Below are 23,674 nucleotides of genomic sequence, written 5' to 3' on the forward strand. Positions count from 1 at the left end.
CCGATCACGGGCTCGCGGGTACCGCAACGAGGGCTACTTCATCACCATGATCTATCTGATTGGCAGCCCGGTGGGGAGCCTGCTGGATCAGGCCAAATCCACATGAAACGTCGAAGAGCCTCTTTTACGCGTCCTGGTCTTCGGTGCCGCCTTCATAGGGGCTGCACTGCTGCTTACCTGGGGAGCCGAACTGGCTCAGCTGGACCTCCCGCAGGGGCTGGCGGTCGCAATTCTGGCTTTTATTGCGATTCTTCCTGAATACGCGGTTGACCTGCTGTTTGCCTGGCAGGCCGCCGCCGACCCCTCTAAGGCGTCGCTGGCGCTGGCGAACATGACCGGGGCCAACCGACTGTTGATCGGTATCGGTTGGTCGCTCATCGTCATTGTCGGGGCGATTGGCGCCCGCCGTGCCTTCAAGAAGAATTCAAAATCTGACAAGTCATCGCGCAAGAGCTCTGACTCGACCGGCAGCTCCTGCTATAGCATGCAGCTGAGCCGGCTGGCTGCCGTCGATGTCGTGCTGCTGGGTTTTATATCGCTGTATATGCTGCAAATGCTGGTTCGTTCATCGCTGACCTTAGTGGACACCATTGTGCTGTTCGGAGCATTCGGTTTCTACGTATGGCGCCTATGGCGCGCGCCCAAGGAAGAGCCGGAATTTATCGGACCGCCGGCACTCATCAGTACATGGCGGCCGGCCTTGCGGCGGACTGCGACGATAGGGCTTATGGCAGTTGCGGCCGCAGTAATCCTGTTGTCGGCAGAGCCGTTTTCCAGCTCGCTGGTCATGGCTGGCAACCAGCTCGGCATACAGGAGTTCCTGATGGTGCAGTGGATAGCACCGTTAGCTACCGAGAGCGCGGAGCTTATCCCGGCAGCCATTTTTGCATGGCGTCAAAGTGCCGACGAAGGGCTGGGAACCCTGCTTTCATCTAAAATCAATCAGTGGACACTGCTGGTAGGAGCTATCCCGGTTACATACTCGCTGTCGGGCGGAACACTGAGCGGTCTCCCTATCGACACCATGCAGCAGCAGGAAATATTCCTGACCGCCGCACAATCCATCTTTGCGGTGCTTCTGCTTATCAACCTGCGGCTCAATACGCGTGAAGCCGGTCTGATCCTGACGCTGTTCCTGGCCGACTTCGCTGCCAGCGTCACCCTGTCCCCGGACGAGCAAATCTGGGCGCGCCTGGGCTTTTCAAGCCTGTACCTGATACTGGCAATCGGGATCGCGATTAAACGCCGTCGCCTGTTCGCTCCGGCCATACGGGACAGTGTAATGATCGATCCGAAGCAACTGGCCCGTGAGAGTTCATAACAAACAACACATTATCTTAACGCAGCATACGTCAGCCATTCAAAGAGAGCCAAACGCCGGGAAACCAGGGGTCTGTCCCCTGTTGTCTCGGATAGTGTGTTCAATATATGGAGAAGTTGGCTACAGGGTACAGCGACATCAGCGAAAAATGACAGGCCCATCGGGCCGGTGACGGTGTCGGTGTGCCATACGGGTACGTTCTTGATTGAACCGGTGGAAGAAGCCGAAAAGGTTATAACATAACAAAAACGCGCGCTGACCAGCCGCAAGGACCGCTGGTATGCAGCGCGGCTGGGCGGGCTCAGTAGCGGATGTTCACCCCGACCCGGTTGGGTGTGAGCACCCAGGCGTATTGATAATCGAGGCGATTGTCGCCCAGTGACAGCGTGGCGGGCTGGAAGCGGTTGAGCGCGGCGCCGGCCTGGGTCGGCTGGGTCCAGATCTGGATCTCGCCGACCAGCATGCCGGTGGCGAAGTTGACCAGACCATCGCGCGGACGATCGTCGCCGACGCCGATCGCCAGCCCGCCGAGGGTGTTGACCACCAGCGAGTCGAGCCGCGCCCGCCAGGCGTGCCGGGTACGCTCCTCGGCGGCGGTGGCACGCATCAGTTCGCGGGCCTCAACGAGCGCCTGGCCATCGCCCCGCTCGGCCAGCGTCTCGAAGCGCCGATGCGCCGCCGGATGCGGCTGCGGGTTGGCGATCACTCCGCCCAGCGCCAGCGCCGATTTCACCGCGCCGACCCGGCCGTCGAAGCGGTCTTCATCGTCGTCGGCTTCGCTGGCCTGGTAGATATTATTGGCCAGGCTGGCGGCGTAGATGCCGCCCCAGCCGTAACGCCACAGCGTCGCCTGGCGCTCGCCGCGGGCCAGAGCGTCGTCGTAGGTCTCCCACTCGGTGGCGGTCGGCTGCGCCGTCGCGGTGGCGCTCAGCAGATAACTAAAAAGCAGGGCGCTACACAGCGAAGCGGTACGTGGGGCGGGCATCGGAGACTCCTTGTCGTCTAGGGGCATGCACGGCAATGTGCGGTGAAGTATAGAGGAAACGTCCTCGGAGACGCGCCCTGCCGGCGAATTGCGGCTCGGGCCTTGACTCAGTCATAAATAATTGTTTCCGTGCGACGCTCAAACGATAAGCAGTTTTTTTCCGTATTGCTTCTAAGCTAATAGCTGCGGAAGTGGCTTACATACCCCGACATCGATAGGGCAGCGGGCGCATGTCGGTGGTGTGCGTGCCGAGCTTCGTGTGTGCCGCTATCGTGAACGCAAACCTTGCCTGAACCAAATCAGGAACTCCTATGACGACACAATCCAATAACGAGGCGCCGCCGCGCGACCGCCTCAATGGGCCGGTGTTCTACAGCTCGGTGGTCGGCATCGTCGCCTTCTCGCTGTGGGCGATGATTGCCACCGATCAGGCCAACACAGTCATCAACGCCATCCTCGGCTGGATCGCCAATACCTTCGGTTGGTACTACTTCCTGACCGTGGTGATCTACCTGGTCTTCGTGATCTACCTGGGGTTGTCGCGCTACGGCAACATCCGCCTGGGGCCCGAGCACTCGCGACCCGACTTCAACATCTTCTCGTGGTCGGCGATGCTGTTCTCCGCGGGGATCGGCATCGGGGTGATCTTCTTCGCCCTGGCCGAGCCGCTGACCCAATTCTACAACGCGCCCAACGCGCCTGAGGACCAGGTCGCCGCGGCGCGTCACGCCATGGAGCTGACCTTCCTGCACTGGGGGCTTTCCGGTTGGGGCATCTACACCCTGGTGGGCATGGCGCTGGCCTTCTTCAGCTATCGCCACAACCTGCCACTGACCATTAGCAGCGCGCTCTACCCGATCTTCGGCGACAAGATCTACGGCATGATCGGCCATGTGGTCGACACCGCCGCGGTGCTGGGCACGGTATTCGGCATCGCCGCCAGCCTGGGCATCGGCGTGATTCAGCTCAACTTCGGGCTGGACTACATGTTCGGCATTCCCGAAAGCACCTGGACCCAGGTCGTGCTGGTGCTGGCCATCGTGCTGTTCGCGACGATCTCCGCGGTGACCGGGGTGGAGCGCGGCATTCGCCGGCTTTCCGAGTTCAACATCCTGCTCGCGGTACTACTGCTGCTGTTCGTGCTGTTCGCCGGCAAGACGATCTTCCTGCTCAACGCGCTGGTGATGAACGTCGGCGACTACCTGTCCAACTTCATCAGCCTGTCGTTCAACACTTATGCCTTCGACCGGCCGACCCAGTGGCTGAACGGCTGGACGCTGTTCTTCTGGGCCTGGTGGATCGCCTGGGGGCCGTTCGTCGGGCTGTTCCTGGCGCGCATCTCGCGTGGCCGCACCATTCGCACCTTCGTGCTCGGCACCATGACGCTGCCGATCATCTTCATGTTCCTGTGGATGTCGTTGCTGGGTAACAGCGCCATCGACATGGCGATCAACGGCGCTACCGAATTCGGCCAGCAGGTGATGGCTAACCCGCCGTCCGGCATCTACCTGTTCCTCGAACAATATCCCTGGCCGATCTTCACGACCATTGCGGTGAGCATCCTGGCGATCGTGTTCTTCATTACCTCGGGGGATTCCGGGGCGCTGGTGCTTTCGAACTTCACCTCGAAGCTCAAGAACGTCAACAGCGATGCGCCGATCTGGATGCGCATCCTGTGGTCGGCGGTGATCGGCATCCTGACGTTGTCGCTGCTGCTCGCCGGCGGCTTGAGCACGCTGCAGAGCGCGGTGGTGATCACCGGCCTGCCGTTCTCGATCGTGCTGTTCTTCATGATGGCCGGGCTGCTCAAGGCGCTGAAACTCGAAGCCTTCAAGGAAGACAGCCGGCGCCTGAGCCTGGCCGGTCAGCTCTCGGGGCGTACCGGTAGCGGTGGCGAGCGCGATTCGCGCAACTGGCAGCAGCGCTTGAAGCGCGCCATGAGCTTCCCCGACAAGAAGCAGGCGCGGCGCTTCATGGACGAGACCTGCAAGCCGGCCATGGAAGCCGTGCGCGATTCGCTGCAGGAGCAGGGGGCGTCAGCCGAGATCCGCGAAGGCGAACAGAACGGCGACGACTACCTGTCGCTCAATGTCGACTTCGAGGACGAGCAGAATTTCACCTACCAGATCTGGAGTCAGGGCTTCGCGACGCCGGGGTTCGCCATGCACGCCCCGCACGCCGATTCGCGCTATTACCGGCTGGAGGTCTACCTGCTCGAGGGGAGTCAGGGCTACGATCTGATGGGCTACACTCGCGAACAGGTGATCGGCGACATCCTCGACCAGTACGAACTGCACATGCAGTTCCTGCACCTGAACCGGCTGGATCCGGGGCATACCAACATGCCCGACAGCCCGGAACAGCCGCCCTCGTAGGGCGAATCGGTGGGCCGATATTCGGCCCACCTTGCTGTATAAGAAGCTGAACCCCCCGGTCGCGATGCGGCCGGGGGTTCTTGCGTGGCTATCGTTTAGTTGTAAGTGATTTCATACAAATGCAGTTTTACGATAAAAGCGCTGTAAAAGCTTGGTAAGGTTAAGTAGCTTTGGTTGTATGACTCATGAGATGGCTAATAAATAACAACGACGTCGCGCAGGGATAAAAGCCGTATGTTTTACGCTCACTCCACCATGGATAGCTCCAAGGCTGATTGGCAAACATTGGCGAGTCATCTGAGCGATGTCGGCAAAATGGCCGCACAGCGCGCGGAGCGGTTTGGTGCAGGACCTTGGGGGGAAGCCGCAGGTCTACTTCATGATCTCGGTAAGTACTCAGTTCCTTTCCAGCGGCGTCTGGAAGGCTCGCCTGAGCGAGTAGACCACTCCACAGCTGGTGCGCATATCGCGATAGAGAAATACCCGAAAGTTGGCTACTTGTTGGCCTACCTGGTTGCTGGCCATCATGCCGGGCTGGCTAATGGTCGCGATACTGGGGAGCGCACGCCATTGGAGATGCGCCTAGGAGTCCGTCGGGCTTGGCCGATCGTCACGAGAAGCACGGGTTTCGAGTCGAATTTATCGATCGATTGAGGCCAATAGCGCGCTATTTAACGAAATGGATCGATGGAATTGGCCGAAAGACCGGGATTCGCAGTAGGTCAGTGTCAAGTCCGACGGGCTCCTAGAGGCGGATTTACCCCCGCTTGAGCAAGGGTGGGAAAAGGAGATCAACTTACCCGATAAGTTGCTACCGCCATCGCACTTCCAGATGTGTCGGGATCGAGGCTTCTTTCAATACGCTTTCTTGGCGCGAATAGTGTTTTCCTGTCTGGTCGCCAGACGCTTACGGCAAGCACGCTGGTTTTTTCTGCCTCGGCTATTGTCGGTGGCCTGAGACCCGGCTGAGCTGGGGCTTTGCCCCTGAATAAATCATTTGTGCCGATTTGCCCTCCGAGAGCAAGCTGAGGTTTCTTCAGTTAACAACAACCCGGAGATGGCAATGACAAAACCCAATATTCTGGTGCTGATGGCCGATCAGGTTAACGGGACACTGTTTGAGGATGGCCCGGCAGATTTTCTGCACATGCCGAACTTGAAGGCGCTGGCCGAGCGCTCGGTACGCTTTCGCAATGCCTATACCCCTAGCTATCTCTGTGCTCCCGGGCGTGCGGCCTTCATGTCGGGCCAGCTTCCCTCGCGCACCGGAGTCTATGACAACGCCGCCGAGTTCCCATCGAGCATTCCGACCTGGGCGCACCACCTGCGCCGCGCAGGCTATCAGACGTGTCTTTCAGGCAAGATGCATTACGTCGGCCCGGATCAGCTACACGGCTTCGAGTCGCGTCTGACTACTGATGTCTATCCGCCCGACTTTGGCTGGACGCCGGACTATCGCAAACCCGGCGTACGCATTGACTGGTGGTATCACAACCTGGGCTCGGTGACCGGGGCCGGTGTGGCCGAGATCTCCAATCAAATGGAGTATGACGACGAGGTGGCCTTCCACGCCGAACAGAAGCTCTATGATCTCGCGCGTGGCCAGGACGAACGTCCCTGGGCGTTATGCGTAAGTTTCACCCACCCGCACGACCCTTATGTAGCGCGACGCAAGTACTGGGATCTCTACAATGACTGCGAGCATCTCGAGCCCAAGATAGGCGAGATTCCCTACGACGAGCAGGATGCTCACTCGCAACGTATCTTCGATGCCAACGACTATACCCAGTTCGACATACAGCCCGAGAATATCCGCCGCGCGCGCCAAGGGTATTTTGCCAATCTCTCTTACATCGACGACAAGGTGGGTGGCATTCTCGACGTGCTCGAACGCACCCGAATGCTCGATAACACGATTATCATGTTCGTCTCCGATCATGGCGACATGCTCGGGGAGCGCGGCTTGTGGTTCAAGATGAGTCCCTTCGAAGGCTCCTCACGGGTACCGCTGATGATCAGCGCGCCGGGACTCGAATCGAAGCGCATCGATACCCCGGTTTCCGCGCTTGATGTCAATCCGACGCTGGCCGATCTGGTCGGCATCGACCTGAGTGCCATTGCCGATTGGACCGACGGGGAATCGCTGCTGCCACTGATCAAGGGCGAAGAGCGCGATACGCCGGTTTACCTGGAGTACGCCGCCGAGGGCAGCTACGCGCCGCTGGTCACCATTCGTCATCGGCAGTGGAAGTTCAACCATTGCGAGCTCGATCCGCCACAGTTGTTCAACCTTGAAGAAGATCCGCACGAGTTGAACAATCTGGCCGAGGATCCGGCGCATGCCGAACGGCTCGCCGACTTCCAGCAGCAATGCCGCGAGCGCTGGGACATGGCGCGCTTCGACGCCGAGGTGCGCGAGAGCCAGGCGCGTCGGCTGATCGTCTACGAAGCACTGCGCAACGGCCACTTCTATCCTTGGGATTACCAGCCGCTGCAGGTGGCCTCGGAACGCTACATGCGCAACCACATGGATCTCAACGTACTCGAGGAGGCCCAGCGTTTTCCACGCGGAGAGTGAGCGCCTTTCGGTCAGGTAACGCTTGGTCGCGCCTCGGCGATGCTTACAAGGCGGGCCGGTCGTTATTACCGGCACGGGATCCAGCCGGGTGCAGGTAAAAACCCACCGATTTCTTCGGTGGGTTCTTTCTGCGAGTCGTCTACGCGCTGAAGGGGAATGGCGATTCGGATGTCACACGGATTCAAGGCGCGCCAGAGCCTTCCATGACCAGCGATGCCATGACAGCGAAAGAGGAACCGCCCTTGAGGCGGTCCCGTTACGCGTGAGGCTATTCGGCTTTTTTACAGCGAAGTGGGCCTGAGCGCCTTGGCAAGTTGCCGCTGTTCCTTGTGGAGCCCCACGTACAGGCTGAAGCACATCACCAGGAGCACTACGGTAAAGGGCAGCCCCGTCGCCACGGCGCCCGCCTGGAGCGCCCCCAGGGCCTTGGTGCCACCGCCGTACAGCAGAACACCGGCGATCACCCCTTCCAGCGTGGCCCAGAAGACGCGCTGGCTCTTGGGGGCATCCGTCTTGCCACCGGCGGTGATGTTATCGATGACCAGCGAACCGGAATCCGACGAGGTAATGAAGAATACCAGGACCAGGATGATGGCCAGCGTCGAGGTCAGGCCGGTCAATGGCAGCTGTTCGAGCATGTAAAACATCGCCAGCGACACGTCGCCGATGCCATTGGACAGCTCACCGACACCGTTGGCCGCCTGATGCAGCGCAGTGCCGCCAAAGGTACTCATCCATACCAGCGTGACCAGCGTCGGCACCAACAGCACGGCGATCAGGAATTCGCGTACCGTACGCCCACGGGACACCCGGGCAATGAACATGCCGACGAACGGTGACCAGGAGATCCACCATGCCCAGTAGAAGATCGACCAGTCCTTGGCCAATCCCAACTGGGCGTTGGCGGCATCGGGGTAGACCAGGGCATAGACGATAAACAGCAGGATGATGACAGCAGAAAGCGGGAAGACGGGGTTGTGAAAGTCCAGCCCATGACCTGCTTGTTGTCCTGGCCGGTAGCCAGGACCGGCTCCTCTTGGTCCATAAGTCGTCCTCTTTTAGTTGTTGTGCAAGCCGCAAGCCGCACGCCGTTGCGGCAGGTACGGCCGCATTGCATTCTTGGCTGAGACGGTCCGCTGTGGTTGTTTGAAACCGACGCCGGCTTAACTACCGTCGCGCGTATGGCGCATCGCTTGTTGATCGCCGTTGCGTGTTTGAGACGTGGCCGCCCGACAGGCTGCCAGGAAAACACTGGCCCGCGCTTGAGCGGGCCAGACGATGAAACGCGGAGGGTGTCAGCCTTGCGCCAGGTGCAGGGAGGGCACCTCATGGCCGAGGTTGCTCAGCATCCGCTCGCTGTACCAGTCGATGAAGTCGATGACCCCGAATTCGTAGGTCTGCGAGTAGGGGCCGGGCTGATAGGCCAGCGAATTGATGCCGCGCTGATTCTCCTCGGCCAGGCGCCGGTCCTGGTCGTTGGTGGCGTCCCACACCCGGCGCAGCTGTTCGGGGTCGTAATCGACGCCTGCCACGGCATCCTTGTGCACCAGCCACTTGGTGGTGACCACGGTCTGCTGCGGACCCAGCGGCAGCACCCGGAACACCACGGCGTGATCGCCCATGAAATGGTTCCAGGAATTGGGCAGATGCAGGATGCGCAGCGAGCCCATGTCCGGATTCGTCAGGCGGCCCATCAGTTTCTTGCAGCCCGGCTGGCCATCCAGGGTCATCGACACGGTGCCGTCGAGCAGCGGCGTGCGGGTCAAGCGGTTGCGCTTGCCGAAACGCTTGAGCTGCCACGGCACGTGATCAAAGTTCCAGTCGGCCTGCTTGCGCGCGACCAGGGCCTTGTAGGCCGGGGTGGCGCGCGGATCGTCGGTGTCGTCGAACTCCTGCAACGAGTTGAGCAGTTCCGGATGGGCGCCGTTGCAGTGATAGCACTCGCGGTTGTTCTCGATCACCAGCTTCCAGTTGGCTTGCTCGACGATGCTCGATTCCGCGGCGACCTTGACGTGCTCCATCTGGTAGGGCTCGAGGTAATGCTCAAGGCTGACAAGAAAGTCGTCGATCGCCGGCGGCTGCTCGGCCAGGCTGATGAAGACGAAGCCCCCGGCGGTGCGCACCTCGACCGGCTTCAGACCATAGCTGGCGAGATCGAAGTCGCCGCCCATGTCGCTGCCGGCGAACAGCAGCCGGCCATCGAGTTCGTAGGTCCACTGGTGATAGCCGCACACCAGCTTGGCCACCTTGCCCTTGTCCTTCACGCACAGCCGCGAGCCGCGGTGGCGGCAGACGTTATGGAAGGCATGCACCTTGCCCTCGGCGCCGCGCACCACGATCACCGGGTTGTTGCCGACCTCCACGGTCACGAAATTGCCCTTGGCAGGGATCTCGCAAGTCATGGCGACGAACAGCCACTCTTTTTCGAAGATCTCCTGCATGTCGAGCGCGAACAGCCGCGCATCGCCGTAGAACGGCTGGGGCAACGAAAAGCCGCGCTGCCGCTCGTGGAGCAGGTTGGCGGTGGTTTCCTTGGCGGCGGCCAGGGGGTCCTCCAACTGGGAACGGGCAATCAGGTCCATATCAACGGTCCTCATCAATCGCCGCCTCCCCGCGAGGACGACGATACGGTCATTGGGGTTTGTTATCGGTGGGCATGTGCCGTGCACGACGCTCGGATGCCGGCCCTGGGATGTTGGCGAGTGTGGAGCATGCGTAATGAAAGGAGTTATCTGCCGGCGACATCAGCCGGTGTCACGGCGACGCGGGGGAGGATTCCGTGGCTCGCGGGTGGATGTGCGAGGCATGTCCGTGTCGCTGGCAGGCAAGTCGGTCGTGCGTCGCATGCGCAGAATGCGAGCATGAATAGGCGTTGGCGCATCAACGACGGTGAGGCGCCGACGGAGGCGTAGCCACGGCACTGCCAGGCAGAGACGACATGACAATGAATTTCTTCAACCCGGTCACTACCCAGACCTGGACCAACGGCCGTCACAACGTCCGCTGCGTCAAGGTGATTCAGGAAACCTGGGATGTGCGCACCTTTTGCTTCATGGCCGAACAGCCGGTGCTGTTCTTCTTCAAGCCGGGGCAGTTCGTCACCCTGGAACTGGAGATCGAAGGCGAGCAGATCATGCGCTCCTATACCATCTCCAGCTCGCCGTCGATTCCCTACAGCTTTTCGATCACCGTCAAGCGCATGCCGGGCGGCAAGGTTTCCAACTGGTTGCACGACAACATGAAGGTCGGCGACGAGCTGGCAGTGCACGGCCCGGTGGGCAACTTCAACGTGATGGACTTTCCCGCCGACAAGGTGCTGTTCCTGTCCGGCGGGGTGGGCATCACGCCGCTGATGTCTATGACGCGCTGGTTCTTCGACACCAATGCCAATGTCGATGTCGAGTTCATCCACAGTGCACGGGCACCGCGCGATGTCATCTACCACCGCGAGCTGGTACACATGTTCTCGCGGATCCCCGCGTTCAAGCTGCACGTGGTGTGCGAGAACAAGGACGACATCGGCGAGGCCTGGGCCGGCTATCGCGGCTACCTGACCCAGCCGATGCTGGAGCTGATGGCCCCGGACTACCTCGAACGCGAGATCTTCTGCTGCGGCCCCACGCCGTACATGAACGCAGTCAAGCGCATCCTGCGCGATAACGGCTTCGACATGAGCCACTATCACGAGGAGTCGTTCGGCGCCACGCCGGTCGAGGTCCAGGAGGAGGTGCTGGAGCTCGCCGAGCAGGCCGAGGCCGCCGCCGAGGAAGTCGATTACGCGGATCTGCTGTGTGTCGAATTTGCCAGCTCGGGAAAGAGCGTGCGTATCCAGCCTAGCGAAACGGTTCATGCGGCTGCATCGAAACTCGGCCTGCACATCCCCAAGGCATGCGGCATGGGAATCTGCGGTACCTGCCGCGTCGGGCTCAAGTCCGGAGAGGTGGAGATGGATCACAACGGCGGGATCACCGACGAGGATATCGAAGAGGGGTATATCCTGTCCTGCTGCAGCCGACCCAAGGGCAACCTGGTCGTCGACTTCTAGCCGAGCGACAGAGGAAAACCGTGGGAATCAAGAAAGCCAACCCCATGGGGGTTGGCTTGATCGCGTCAGGGGGGCGAATTCGCAGCGGTTACGCCGCGCCCAGCAGCCCGTGCGGATCGAGCACGAACTTGCTGGCCGCACCGGAATCGAATTGCTGGTAACCCTGCGGTGCGTCTTCCAGTGAAATGACCTGGGCGTTGACGATCTCGGCGATGTTGAGCCTGCCATGCAGGATCGCCTGCATCAGCTGACGGTTGTACTGCACCACCGGCGTCTGCCCGGTGTGGAAGGAGTGAGCCTTGGCCCAGCCCAGGCCGAAGCGCAGGCTCAGGTTGCCGGTCTGGGCCGCCTGCTCCGTCGCGCCGGGATCTTCGGTGACGTACAACCCGGGAATACCGATCGAACCGGCTTCGCGGGTCACCTCCATCATCTGGTTGAGCACCACGGCGGGCTGCTCCTTGCCGCCATGACCCACCGCCTCGAAGCCGACCGCGTCGATGGCGCTGTCCACCTGGGGCTCGCCGACGATCGCCGCGATCATCTCGCCCAGCCGGTCGTGCTTGCCAAGATCCACCGGCTCGAAGCCCATCTTGCGGGCATGTTCCAGGCGCTGCTGGTTGAAGTCGCCGATCATCACCACGGCGGCGCCCAGCAGGCGTGCCGAGGCCGCTGCCGCCAGGCCCACCGGCCCGGCGCCTGCCACATACACCGTCGAGCCGACGCCGACCTTGGCGTTCAATGCGCCGTGGAAGCCGGTCGGCAGGATGTCGCTCAACATGGTCAGATCGCGAATATTGGCCATGGCCTGGTCGCGATCGGGAAACTTGAGCAGATTGAAGTCGGCGTACGGCACCATGACATAGCGCGCCTGGCCGCCCACCCAGCCGCCCATGTCGACATAGCCGTAGGCACCGCCGGCCCGATCGTCGTTGACGTGCAGGCAGACGCCGGTATGCCCTTCCTTGCAGGTACGGCAGCGCCCGCAGGCGACATTGAAGGGCACCGAGACGAGGTCGCCGATATCGAGAAACTCGACGTCCTTGCCCTTTTCGATCACCTCGCCGGTGATCTCGTGACCCAGCACCATGCCGGACGGCGCTGTGGTTCGGCCCCGCACCATGTGCTGGTCCGAGCCGCAGATATTGGTGGAGACGACTTTCAGAATGACCCCATGCTCGATGGCGCGGCCATTGGGCGCTTCCATCCTGGGGTAGGCAATGTCCTGCACTTCGACGTTGCCCGGACCGATATAAACGACACCGCGATTGTCTGACATGCTGATTCCTCTTGTTCGTTTCGTCGTGGTCCCATCGAATGGCGAGACCAAGCCGGATGTATTTGTTGTTCTGCGCCTTGCCTTCGGCAATGGCCAAGCGTGCGCTTGGACTCCAAGCGTGGAACAAGTGCAAGAGGGGGAGTTATCCATGCACGACGCCAGGCAATAGATTGACGACGTAGCGACTCCCCGCACTGGGGTTCTGTCGCCTTGAGGACCCGCTTGTCGCAAATGCACCGAGCGGTGACGTCGTTAAGCATCTTGGGCGCGGGGGCCAGCGATACCATCGCGGCAGGATAGCGCTCGTAGACGCCCGGTTTCGATGCTTCGGCGCTACGCATGAACTACACCCGACAACAAATGAATGACGAGGAGGCGAGCATGCTTCACTACGGTTTCACCCCTCAGGCTCGTTTAGCCAGCTACGATGCCGCACTAGCCACGGCGATCGCTGAAGAAACGGCCCGCCAGGAAGCCCATATCGAGCTGATCGCCTCCGAGAACTACGCCAGCCGTGCCGTGATGGAGGCCCAGGGCACCCAGTTGACCAACAAGTACGCCGAGGGCTATCCGGGCAAGCGCTATTACGGCGGCTGCGAGTTCGTCGACAAGGTCGAGCGGCTTGCCATCGAGCGTGCCTGCGACCTGTTCGGCGCCGATTACGCCAACGTCCAGCCGCACTCCGGCGCCCAGGCCAACGCCGCCGTGTTCATGGCCCTGGTCAAGCCGGGCGACACCGTGCTGGGCATGAGCCTGGCCCACGGCGGCCACCTGACCCACGGCGCCGCGCCGAACTTCTCCGGCAAGCACTACCACGCCGTGCAGTACGGCCTGAACCCCGACACCGGCGAGATCGACTACGCGGAGGTCGAGCGTCTGGCCCGGGAGCATCGGCCCAAGATGATCATCGCCGGTTTCTCGGCCTACTCGCGGGTGGTCGACTGGCGGCGTTTTCGCACTATCGCCGACGAGGTCGGTGCCTATCTGATGGTCGACATGGCACATGTCGCCGGGCTGGTCGCCGCCGGGCTCTACCCCAGCCCGCTGGCGCATGCCCACGTGGTGACCACCACCACCCACAAGACGCTGCGCGGCCCGCGCGGCGGGCTGATCCTGGCGGCGAACGCCGATGAGGCGCTGGTCAAGAAGCTCAACGGCGCGGTGTTCCCGGGCCAGCAGGGCGGCCCGCTGATGCACGTGATCGCCGCCAAGGCCGTGGCTTTCAAGGAAGCCATGAGCCAGGAGTTCGTCAACTACCAGCACCAGGTCATCAGCAATGCCCGCGCCATGGCGCAGGTCTTCGTCGAGCGCGGTTTTGATGTCGTCTCAGGCGGTACCGACGACCACCTGTTCCTGGTCTCGCTGATCAAGCAGGGCGTGACCGGCAAGGACGCGGATGCCGCGCTGGGCCGGGCGCACATTACCGTCAACAAGAACGCCGTGCCCAACGACCCGCAGAGCCCGTTCGTCACCTCGGGGCTGCGCATCGGCACCCCGGCGGTCACCACCCGCGGCTTCGGCGAGGCCGATTGCGAACAGCTGGCCGGCTGGATCTGCGACATCCTCGATGGACTCGCCGATCAGAGCGATACCGGGGCGGTGGAAGCCGAGGTGCGCGACAAGGTGGCCTCGCTGTGCGCGCGCTATCCGGTGTATGGCGACGCCCAGAACAGCGAGCCGGCCGAGAGCGCAACCTCAGTAGCCTGAGCCTGACCGTCAGCGGGCTCCGAGGGGGCCGATCGAGGAGAAAGTCCATGCAACGCTATTCCGGCTTCGGGTTGGTCAAGCACGCGCTCAGCCATCATGAAAACTGGCAGCGCCAGTGGCGCAATCCCACGCCCAAGAAAGACTACGACGTGATCATCGTCGGCGGCGGCGGCCACGGCCTGGCCACCGCCTACTACCTGGCCAAGGAGCACGGCATCACCAACGTGGCGGTGATCGAGAAGGGCTGGCTGGGCGGCGGCAATACGGCTCGTAATACGACGATCGTGCGTTCCAACTATCTGTGGGACGAGTCGGCGGCGCTCTACGAGCATTCCATGAAACTCTGGGAGGGGCTGTCGCAGGATCTCAACTACAACGTGATGTTCTCGCAACGCGGGGTGTTGAACCTCGGCCATACCCTGCAGGACATGCGCGACATCCAGCGCCGGGTGAATGCCAACCGCCTCAACGGCATCGACAGCGAGGCGCTCGACGCTCGCCAGGTGCAGGAAATCGTGCCGATCCTCGACTGCTCGAAGCGCGCACGCTACCCGGTGATGGGCGCCTCCTGGCAGCCGCGCGCCGGGGTGGCGCGCCACGATGCGGTGGCCTGGGGGTTCGCCCGCGGCGCCGACGCACGTGGCGTCGACATCCTCCAGCAGACCGAGGTCACCGGCTTCAAGATCCTCGATGGCCGGGTGGTCGGCGTGCATACCAACCGCGGCGACATCGGCGCCAAGACCGTGGGTTGCGTGGCGGCCGGCAACTCCGGCGTGCTGGCCAGGATGGCCGGCTTCAAGCTGCCGCTGGAGTCGCATCCCCTGCAGGCGCTGGTCTCGGAGCCGCTCAAGCCGATTCTCGACACGGTGGTGATGTCCAACCACGTGCATGGCTACATCAGCCAGTCGGACAAGGGCGACCTGGTCATCGGCGCCGGCATCGACGGTTATCTCGGCTACGGCCAGCGCGGCAGCTACTCGACGGTGGAGCATACCCTGCAGGCGATCGTCGAGATGTTCCCGATCTTCTCGCGGGTGCGCATGAACCGGCAGTGGGGCGGCATCGTCGATACTTGCCCGGACGCCTGCCCGATCCTCTCCGCAACGCCGGTCAAGGGACTCTACTTCAACTGCGGCTGGGGCACCGGTGGCTTCAAGGCCACGCCGGGCTCGGGCCATGTGTTCGCCGCCAGCCTGGCCAAGGGCGAGATGCATCCGATTGCCGCGCCGTTCTCCATCGACCGCTTCCACTCGGGAGCGCTGGTCGACGAGCATGGCGCCGCGGGCGTCGCGCACTAGTTTCTGCGAGCTGCGCCGCGTGATGGCGGCGTTGTTCGACACGTCGGAATCCTCATGTACAAACACGTACATTCCGGTTCCTTCTTTGCCGAACGCCTTGCCATCACACCGCTCGCTGGCGCAGAAAAACGATGGCTCTCATCCACGGTGTTGGAGGGAAAATGTTTCATATCTACTGTCCGTATTGCGAAGAGCACCGCGAGGAAGAGGAATTCCATCCCAAGGGTCAGGCGCATATCGCCCGCCCGGCGGAGCCCGAGGCGTGTTCCGATGAACAGTGGGGCGATTACCTGTTCTTCCGCGACAACCCGCGGGGCGTGCATCATGAGCTGTGGGTGCATGCCATCGGCTGCCGCAAGTTCTTCAACATCACCCGGCACACCGCGAACTACGAGATCCTCGAGACCTACCGGATGGGCGAGCAGCCGACGATCACCGCCGAGAGCCTGGCGCGTGGCGAGAAAGCCGGTAACGTGCAGGTCGCCGAGGGCGGCCAACAGACCGTGGGAGCCAGCGATGCCGCCGCGCCTGCGGCTGTTGATAATAGCGCCACGATCAAGGGAGCGCAGGCATGAGCCAGTCATCATCACAGCCCAACCGCCTGGCGCAAGGCGGCCAGGTCGATCGCTCGCGCAAGCTGAACTTCACCTTCAACGGCAAGCGTTACGTCGGCCACCCCGGCGATACCCTGGCCTCGGCGCTGCTGGCCAACGGCGTCGACGTCGTCAACCGCAGCTTCAAGTACTCGCGCCCGCGCGGGATCGTCGCCGCCGGGGCGGAGGAGCCCAACGCGGTGGTCCAGCTCGGCGCGACCGAAGCCGCCCAGGTGCCCAACGTGCGCGCCACCCAGCAGGCGCTCTACGAAGGGCTCACGGCGCGCAGCACCAACGGCTGGCCCACCGTGCAGCGCGACCTGATGGGCATGGTCGGCAAGCTCAGCGGCGCCTTCATGCCGCCCGGCTTCTACTACAAGACCTTCATGGCCCCGGCCTCGCTGTGGATGACCTACGAGAAGTACATCCGCAAGGGCGCCGGCCTGGGCAACAGCCCCGGCGAGCCCGACCCGGACAGCTACGATCATCTCAACCAGCACTGCGACGTGCTGGTCATCGGCGCCGGCCCGGCGGGCCTGGCCGCGGCGCTGACCGCCGCGCGCAGCGGGGCACGGGTGATCCTCGCCGACGAGCAGGAGGAAATGGGCGGTTCGCTGCTGGATAGCCGTGAGCGGATCGACGAGGCGCCCGCGGGGCAATGGGTCGAGCGCGTGCTCGACGAACTCGGCGGCCTGGAAAACGTGACATTGCTGGCCCGTACCACCGCCAACGGCTACCACGATCACAACTTCGTGACCCTGCACGAGCGCCGCACCGAGCACCTGGCCGACAGCGCGCCGACCCGCGACGGGCGCCGCCAGGTCCGCTCGCGCCTGCATCGGGTGCGGGCCGGTCAGGTGGTGCTGGCCAGCGGTGCCCATGAGCGTCCGCTGGTCTACGCCAACAACGACGTGCCCGGCAATCTGCTGGCCGGGGCCGTATCCAGCTATATCCGTCGCTATGGCGTGGTGCCGGGCCGCAAGCTGGTGCTGTCCGCGACCAACGACCACGCCTACCGCGCCGCGCTGGACTGGTTCGATGCCGGTCGCGAGGTGGTGGCGATCGCCGATGCCCGCGCCAACCCCGACGGCGAGCTCGTCGAGCAGGCACGGGCGCTGGGCATTCGCGTGATCACCGAAAGCGCGGTGATCGAGGCCAAGACAAGTCATGGAAAGCGCGCCAACCGCGTCAGCGCCGCCCGCGTGGCGAAGATTGATGCTCAGCTGTTCACGCTGAGCGGCCGGGTCGAGGAACTGGCCTGCGACACCATCGCCAGCTCCGGCGGCTACAGCCCGGTCATTCACCTCTCATCGCATACCGGCACCCGCCCGCTGTGGCGCGACGACATTCTTGGCTTCGTGCCGGGGACGCTGAAGGGCATGACCCCGGCGGGTGGCGCGCAGGGCGTCTATTCGCTGGCGGCGGTGATCGCCGACGGCATCGATGCCGGCAGCCAGGCGGTCCAGGCCAATGGGCAGTCGGTGGAGGCTCCTCAGGCGCCGCAGGTGGCGCCCATTCAGGAAGGGGCGAGCGTGGCGCTCTATCAGGTGCCCCACGAGAAGCCGACCCTGCGCGCGCCCAAGCAGTTCGTCGACCTGCAGAACGACGTCAGCGCGGCGGGCATCGAAGTGGCGACTCGCGAGGGCTTCGAGTCCATCGAGCACGTCAAGCGCTACACGGTGATGGGCTTCGGCACCGACCAGGGCAAGCTCGGCAACATCAACGGCATGGCGGTCGTCGCCCGCTGTCTCGGCAAGTCGATTCCCGAGGTGGGCACTACCGTGTTCCGGCCCAACTACACGCCGGTGACCTTCGGCGCCATCGTCGGGCGTCATTGTCGCGAGCTGTTCGATCCCGAGCGTTACACCGCGCTGCATCAGTGGCATGTCGAGCACGGCGCCGAGTTCGAGGACGTCGGCCAGTGGAAGCGCCCGTGGTACTTTCCACAAGTACGCGCCGGAGCCGCCAACGGCGAGCGCGAGAGCATGGCGGAGGCCGTCGCCCGCGAATGCCTGGCGGTGCGCGAGGGTGTCGGCATCCTCGATGCCTCGACCCTGGGCAAGATCGACATCCAGGGGCCCGACGCCCGCGAGTTCCTGGGCCGCGTCTACACCAACAAGTGGGCCAAGCTGGCGCCGGGCCGGGTCCGCTATGGGCTGATGTGCAAGGACGACGGCATGCTCATGGACGACGGCACCACCAGTTGCCTGGGCGAGAACCACTTTTTGATGACCACCACCACCGGCGGCGCCGCCGGCGTGCTGGAATGGCTGGAGCTCTGGCACCAGACGGAGTGGCCGGAGCTGCAGGTCTATTTCAACTCGGTGACCGATCACTGGGCGACCATGACCGTCACCGGCCCCGACGCCCGCAAGCTGCTGGCCGAGGTCACCGACATCGATCTCGACCGCGAGGCGTTCAAGTTCATGGACTGGCGCGAAGGCACCGTCGCCGGCGTGCCGGCCCGGGTGTTTCGCATCTCGTTCACCGGCGAGCTGTCCTTCGAGATCAACGTCCAGGCCAATTACGCCATGCATGTCTGGCAGACGCTGTTCGCGCACGGCGAGCAATACCAGCTGACGCCCTACGGCACCGAGACCATGCATGTGCTGCGCGCCGAGAAGGGCCTGATCATTGTCGGTCAGGACACCGACGGCTCGGTCACCCCCGAGGACCTGGGCATGCAGTGGGCGATCGGTTACGACAAGCCGTACTCGTGGATCGGCAAGCGCGCCCTGTCGCGCTCCGATACCCGACGTACCGACCGCAAGCAGTTCGTCGGCCTGAAGCCCAAGGACCCTGGGGTGGTGCTGGAAGAGGGCGCGCAGATCGTTTTCGACCCCAAGCAGGCCATCCCCATGGCCATGGTGGGCCATGTGACGTCGAGCTATTACAGCCCCTCGCTGGGCCATGGCTTTGCCCTGGCGGTGGTCAAGGGCGGGCATGCGCGCATGGGCGACACCGTCTACTTGCCGATGATCGATGGCACCGTCCACGAGGCCGAAATCGTCAGCCCCGTCTTCGTCGACCCCAAAGGAGAGCGCCAGAATGTCTGACGTCAGAGAATTCGATACCCGGCCGACCGGGCACCCGAGTGCCGAATCGCCGTTGGCGTGGTCCTTTCATCGGCAGGCGCCGCCTCGTGAAGCCAATGCGGGCGTGGCGCTACGCGAGCAGGCCTTCCTCGACCATCTGGTCTTGCGCGGCGGCGCCATCGTGCTGGACGAGGCCGTGCGCGAGGTGCTGGGCCTCGCGTTGCCTGCCCGACCCAATACGCTGGCGCTGGACGACGGCGGCGAGCGTTCGATTCAATGGCTGTCGCCCGACGAGTGGCTGGTCATCGTGCCCGCCGGCGAGGCGTTTGCGCTGGAGCGCCGCCTGCGCCAGGCGCTGGGTCAGGCACACTTCAGCATCGTCAACGTCGGCGGCGGCCAGACCCTCGTCGAACTCTCGGGGCCGCAGGCCCGCGAGGTGTTGATGAAGTCCACGACCTACGATGTACATCCGCAGGCGTTCCCGGTGGGCAAGGGCGTCAGCGTGGTGTTCGCCAAGGCTTCGGTGGTGCTGCGCCGGCCGCGCGAGGATGTCTGGGAGCTCGTGGTACGCCGCAGCTTCGCCGACTACTGCTTTCGCTGGTTGCTGGATGCGGCTGAAGAGTTCGGCGTCAGCGTGGGCAGTGAGACGCCATGAGCCGAACGACCGATACCTGGATTCTTGCCGCCCAGTGCCCGAGTCGCCTGGGCACGGTGGATGTGGTGACGCGCTTTTTGAAAGAGCGGCATTGCTACATCACCGAGCTCAACTCGTTCGACGATCGGCTGGGCGGGCGCTTCTTCATCCGCGCCGAGTTCCGGCCCGAGCTGGAAGGCTTCCACGACGAGGCGTTTCAGCAAGCCTTTGCGCCGCGGGCCGCCGAGTTCGCCATGGAGTTCGAGCTGACCCCGCCGGGCAAGCGCACCGGGACCGTGATTCTCGTCTCCAAGGCCGATCACTGCCTGAACGATCTGCTCTATCGCTATCGCATCGGCCAGTTGCCACTGGATATTCGCGCGGTGATTTCCAACCATCCCGACCTCGAGCCGCTGGCGGCATGGCATGGCCTGCCCTATCACCACCTGCCGGTGACCGCCGAGACCAAGCCGCAGCAGGAGGCGCAGATCCAGGCAATCATCGAGCAGAGCGGGGCGGAGCTGGTGGTGCTGGCGCGCTACATGCAGGTGCTGTCGCCGGCCATGTGCGAGCGGCTGGCGGGGCGCGCCATCAATATCCACCATTCGCTGCTGCCCGGCTTCAAGGGCGCCAGGCCGTATCACCAGGCCTACGAGAAGGGCGTCAAGCTGGTCGGCGCGACGGCGCACTACATCAACAACGACCTCGACGAAGGGCCGATCATCGCCCAGGGCGTCGAGCCGGTCGATCACGCTCACTACCCGGAAGACCTGGTGGCCAAGGGGCGGGATGTCGAATGCCTGACCCTGGCTCGCGGCATTGGCTATCATCTCGAGCGTCGCGTATTCCTGCATGCGGGGCGCACGGTGGTGCTGGGCAACTGACGTGCCGGAGGGCCGATGCGCGAGATGCCATCGGCCCCGGGTGACGCGGCAATCTTACAGGGCCTCACAGGTCCTTGACCAACCTGAGTGCATCGTAAATGGCCGCATGGGTGTTGCGGTGAGCAATCGCGTCGCCGATTCGGAATAGCTGAAACGTGCCGTCCGGGTTGGTGTCGAGCGCCTGCGCTCTGCCGGCGATCAGGTCGTCGTAGTCGACCGCGCCCCGGTTGCTCGACAGCGGCTTGAGTTCCTCGTAGAGATCGTCCATCGGCAGGGTGCCGAAGTTGACTACCACCTGATCCACGCGGCGTTCCAGATCAAGCTGGGTATAGTCGCTGCTTATCGAGGCCACCAGGTCGCTGCCATCGCGGCGGATGCCGGTCAGCCGGAAGGTCGGCGTGAAGGTGACGTCAAGCTTCTGCAGGGCGCGCATGTAGGGAACCAGGTTCATGGCCATCACTTCCGGCGCCAGGGCGCGGTCGGCGGTCATGTACTCCACCTTGCTGCCCGCCTGGGCAATGATCTCCGCCGCCTGCAACGCGGTATGGTCGCCGGCGTCGTCGTAGACCAGCACATTGCTGCCCGGCTTGGCGTGGCCGGAGAGGATGTCCCAACCCGTGACCGCCAGTTCGTTGCCTTCCGCCAGCGCCTGCTCGTTGGGCAGGCCGCCGGTCGCCACGATGACCACGTCGGGTGACTCGGCGAGCACTTCGTCGTTTTCCGCGAACACGTTGAAATGGAAGGTGACGCCCATCGCCTGGCAGCGCTCGATGCGCCAGTCGACGATGCCCATCATCTCGCGGCGGCGCTCGCTCTGCGCGGTCAGGCGAATCTGCCCGCCCGGCGCGTCGGCGGCCTCGAACACCACCACTTCATGCCCGCGCTCGGCGGCCACCCGAGCCGCTTCCAGCCCGCCGGGCCCGCTGCCGACCACCACCACCTTGCGCCGGGTTGCGGCGGGGGTAATGGTGTGCGGCAGGGTGGTTTCGCGACCGGTCGCCGCATTGTGGATGCAATACGCCGCCCCGCCCTGATAGATGCGGTCGAGACAGTAGTTGGCGCCGACGCAGGGGCGGATTTCCGCTTCGCGCCCCTCCATGACCTTCTTCATCAGATGCGGGTCGGCCATATGGGCGCGGGTCATGCCGATCATGTCCACCTTGCCGGAGGCGATCGCATGGCGCGCCGTGGCGACGTCCTGGATCTTGGCGCCATGGAAGGTGGGGAAGTCGACCTCGCGCTTGATCTCGCCGGCGAAGTCCAGGTGCGGCGCGCTGGGCATGCCCTGGATCGGGATGACGTCGGTCAGCCCGGGGTCGGTATCGATGTGCCCCTTCACCACGTTGAGGAAATCCACCAGGCCGCTGTCCTTCAACCGGTGTGAGATCGCCATGCCGTCGCGGGCATCGATGCCTCCCGGCAGGCATTCGTCGCCGGTATAGCGCACGCCCAGCAGGAACGTGTCGCCGACCCGCGCGCGGATGCTGGCGAGCACCTCGAAGGTGAAGCGCAGACGATTGTCCAGGCTGCCGCCGTAGGGCGCGTCGAGTTCGTTGGTCAGCGGCGACCAGAACTGGTCCATCAGGTGGCCGTAGGCCTGGATCTCGAGGCCGTCCAGACCGGCGGCGTGCATGCGCTCGGCGGCATCCGCGTAATCCTGAATCAACCGCTCGATATCCCAGAGCTCCGCCTTCTTGGGGTAGGCGCGGTGGGAGGCCTCGCGGTGATGCGACGCCGAGACGATCGGCAGCCAGTCGCCCTTGTCCCAGCGGGTCCGGCGGCCCAGGTGGGTCAGCTGGATCATCACCGCCGTGCCATGTTCGTGGCAGGCATCGGTCAGCTCGCGCATCCACGGCACCACTTCATCCTTGTAGGCGAGGATGTTGTTGAAGACCGGCGGGCTGTCCCGCGACACCGCCGCGGAACCCGCCGTCATGGTGAGTGCTACGCCGCCCTTGGCGCGTTCGACGTGATAGGCCCGGTACAGCGCCTTGGGCATGCCGTCTTCCGGGTAGGCGGGTTCGTGCGAAGTCAGCATCACCCGGTTCTTCAACGTCAGGTGCTTGAGTTGCAGGGGTTGTAGCAGAGGGTCGTTTTTCACGGCGAGCGCTCTTTGTTGTTCTGACGTTGAATCAAGCTAGTCTTCGCTGTACATAGGTGTCAATAATGGTGACATCGATGTACAGCGTGCACAGATAGCATCGCTGCCATGGGTCATTGCCTAGAGGGAAACGGAGAGCAAACTGAGTGAAAAGCGACCGCCCCACTATCAACCGGATTGCCTGGATCGATGCGGCGTACGACTTGCTGATCGAGGCCGGCGTCGGCGCCGTCAAGATCGTGCCGCTGGCCAGGAAGCTGGGCACGTCGCGCACCAGCTTCTATTGGTTGTTCAAGGATCGCGAAGAGGTGCTGGCCGCACTGCTGGAGCGCTGGGAACGCCGCAATACCCACGCCTTGGTCTCGCAGAGCGAAAAATACGCCGCGTCGATCGTCGAGGCCATGCTGAACGTCTTCGACTGCTGGTTCGATCCTGGCCTCTTCGACTCGGAGTTCGAATACGCCGTCAGGAGCTGGAGCCTGCAGGACAGCGCCGTCGCCGGGCGGGTCCGCCATGCCGACGAACGACGCCTCGAGGCGCTGCAGGCGATGTTCATCCGCTACGGCTACGACTCAGCGGAAGCCGATACCCGGGCCCGGACCGTGTACCTGATCCAGGTCGGCTATATCTCGATGCACACCCGGGAGAGCCGGGACACCCGCATCGGCCGGGTGGCCCAGTACGTCGCCATCTTTACCGGGCAACCCTGCACGCCCGCCGATCTGGAGCGTTTCGCCGCACGGCACACGGCCCGGTTTTCCGGCGAGGAATTGGCGGCTGCACAACGGCAGATGGCTCAAGAACCGGCAATCGACGCTGGGACTCATCGGGGGTGACGGCTG

16 protein-coding genes and 1 pseudogene are annotated in these 23,674 nt (G+C 63.4%); 12 read left to right on the forward strand and 5 right to left on the reverse strand.

Translation table 11 applies throughout. From position 1 onward, the window contains the following. Nucleotides 1-133: 133 nt before the first annotated feature. Nucleotides 134-1,321, forward strand: coding sequence for a hypothetical protein (locus tag K7I12_RS12620; protein ID WP_269438673.1), 1,188 nt, complete (start codon nucleotides 134-136; stop codon nucleotides 1,319-1,321). Between the two features lie 301 nt (nucleotides 1,322-1,622). Here K7I12_RS12620 and K7I12_RS12625 read toward each other — a convergent pair whose 3' ends face one another. Beyond that, complete coding sequence (locus K7I12_RS12625; RefSeq protein WP_231664324.1) at nucleotides 1,623-2,306, reverse strand: hypothetical protein; 684 nt, start codon at nucleotides 2,304-2,306, stop codon at nucleotides 1,623-1,625. Between the two features lie 311 nt (nucleotides 2,307-2,617). On the opposite strand from K7I12_RS12625, the gene betT reads away from it, so the two are divergent. The 3 genes from betT to betC all read left to right on the forward strand — a co-directional run bounded on the left by betT (nucleotide 2,618) and on the right by betC (nucleotide 7,259). Then, complete coding sequence (gene betT / locus K7I12_RS12630) at nucleotides 2,618-4,681, forward strand: choline BCCT transporter BetT (protein ID WP_031385137.1); 2,064 nt, start codon at nucleotides 2,618-2,620, stop codon at nucleotides 4,679-4,681. A gap of 234 nt (nucleotides 4,682-4,915) precedes the next feature. Continuing rightward, nucleotides 4,916-5,335 (forward strand): CRISPR-associated endonuclease Cas3'', encoded by a 420-nt coding sequence (locus K7I12_RS12635; protein ID WP_231664325.1) that lies wholly within the window; start codon nucleotides 4,916-4,918, stop codon nucleotides 5,333-5,335. Nucleotides 5,336-5,744: 409 nt separating this feature from the next. Beyond that, complete coding sequence (gene betC / locus K7I12_RS12640; RefSeq protein ID WP_031385138.1) at nucleotides 5,745-7,259, forward strand: choline-sulfatase; 1,515 nt, start codon at nucleotides 5,745-5,747, stop codon at nucleotides 7,257-7,259. Nucleotides 7,260-7,540: 281 nt separating this feature from the next. Here the strand turns inward: betC and K7I12_RS12645 are convergent. Then, nucleotides 7,541-8,134, reverse strand: a pseudogene (locus tag K7I12_RS12645) (BCCT family transporter); the annotation flags it as partial. A 420-nt stretch (nucleotides 8,135-8,554) separates the two neighbouring features. Further along, a complete protein-coding gene (locus tag K7I12_RS12650) occupies nucleotides 8,555-9,841 on the reverse strand; it encodes an aromatic ring-hydroxylating oxygenase subunit alpha (protein ID WP_231664327.1) in 1,287 nt (428 codons plus the stop codon). Nucleotides 9,842-10,197: 356 nt separating this feature from the next. Between K7I12_RS12650 and K7I12_RS12655 the strand changes: the two genes are divergently transcribed. Continuing rightward, on the forward strand, nucleotides 10,198-11,304 hold the full coding sequence (locus K7I12_RS12655; RefSeq protein ID WP_231664328.1) for a hybrid-cluster NAD(P)-dependent oxidoreductase: 1,107 nt from the start codon (nucleotides 10,198-10,200) through the stop codon (nucleotides 11,302-11,304). An 88-nt stretch (nucleotides 11,305-11,392) separates the two neighbouring features. Here K7I12_RS12655 and fdhA read toward each other — a convergent pair whose 3' ends face one another. Continuing rightward, nucleotides 11,393-12,580, reverse strand: a complete 1,188-nt coding sequence (fdhA, locus tag K7I12_RS12660; protein ID WP_031385143.1) for a formaldehyde dehydrogenase, glutathione-independent — start codon at nucleotides 12,578-12,580, stop codon at nucleotides 11,393-11,395. A gap of 381 nt (nucleotides 12,581-12,961) precedes the next feature. On the opposite strand from fdhA, the gene glyA reads away from it, so the two are divergent. From glyA to purU, 6 genes are all read left to right on the forward strand, one after another. Then, nucleotides 12,962-14,287 (forward strand): serine hydroxymethyltransferase, encoded by a 1,326-nt coding sequence (gene glyA, locus K7I12_RS12665; RefSeq protein ID WP_231664329.1) that lies wholly within the window; start codon nucleotides 12,962-12,964, stop codon nucleotides 14,285-14,287. A gap of 47 nt (nucleotides 14,288-14,334) precedes the next feature. Then, on the forward strand, nucleotides 14,335-15,585 hold the full coding sequence (locus K7I12_RS12670; protein WP_231664330.1) for a sarcosine oxidase subunit beta family protein: 1,251 nt from the start codon (nucleotides 14,335-14,337) through the stop codon (nucleotides 15,583-15,585). Nucleotides 15,586-15,746: 161 nt separating this feature from the next. Continuing rightward, on the forward strand, nucleotides 15,747-16,160 hold the full coding sequence (locus tag K7I12_RS12675) for a sarcosine oxidase subunit delta (RefSeq protein WP_231664331.1): 414 nt from the start codon (nucleotides 15,747-15,749) through the stop codon (nucleotides 16,158-16,160). Continuing rightward, nucleotides 16,157-19,234: a sarcosine oxidase subunit alpha family protein gene (locus K7I12_RS12680; protein ID WP_231664332.1), complete on the forward strand. Its 3,078-nt coding sequence runs from the start codon at nucleotides 16,157-16,159 to the stop codon at nucleotides 19,232-19,234. Before K7I12_RS12675 ends, K7I12_RS12680 begins: the two co-directional genes overlap by 4 nt. Further along, nucleotides 19,227-19,868, forward strand: a complete 642-nt coding sequence (locus K7I12_RS12685; RefSeq protein WP_231664334.1) for a sarcosine oxidase subunit gamma — start codon at nucleotides 19,227-19,229, stop codon at nucleotides 19,866-19,868. The genes K7I12_RS12680 and K7I12_RS12685 overlap by 8 nt, the downstream gene beginning before the upstream one ends. Then, nucleotides 19,865-20,731, forward strand: coding sequence for a formyltetrahydrofolate deformylase (gene purU, locus K7I12_RS12690; RefSeq protein WP_231664335.1), 867 nt, complete (start codon nucleotides 19,865-19,867; stop codon nucleotides 20,729-20,731). Before K7I12_RS12685 ends, purU begins: the two co-directional genes overlap by 4 nt. Before the next feature lie 64 nt (nucleotides 20,732-20,795). On the opposite strand, the gene K7I12_RS12695 is transcribed toward purU, so the two are convergent. Next, the gene (locus K7I12_RS12695) at nucleotides 20,796-22,832 is read right to left on the reverse strand and encodes an NADH:flavin oxidoreductase (protein ID WP_231664337.1); all 2,037 of its coding nucleotides are present in this window, start codon (nucleotides 22,830-22,832) and stop codon (nucleotides 20,796-20,798) included. Between the two features lie 146 nt (nucleotides 22,833-22,978). Here K7I12_RS12695 and K7I12_RS12700 point away from each other — a divergent pair, with 146 nt between their 5' ends. Beyond that, nucleotides 22,979-23,668 (forward strand): TetR/AcrR family transcriptional regulator, encoded by a 690-nt coding sequence (locus K7I12_RS12700; protein WP_231664339.1) that lies wholly within the window; start codon nucleotides 22,979-22,981, stop codon nucleotides 23,666-23,668. Nucleotides 23,669-23,674: the final 6 nt, after the last annotated feature.

Origin of the sequence: Halomonas sp. IOP_31, from assembly GCF_021151495.1 — a bacterium.
Classification (GTDB): Bacteria; Pseudomonadota; Gammaproteobacteria; order Pseudomonadales; family Halomonadaceae; genus Modicisalibacter; species Modicisalibacter zincidurans.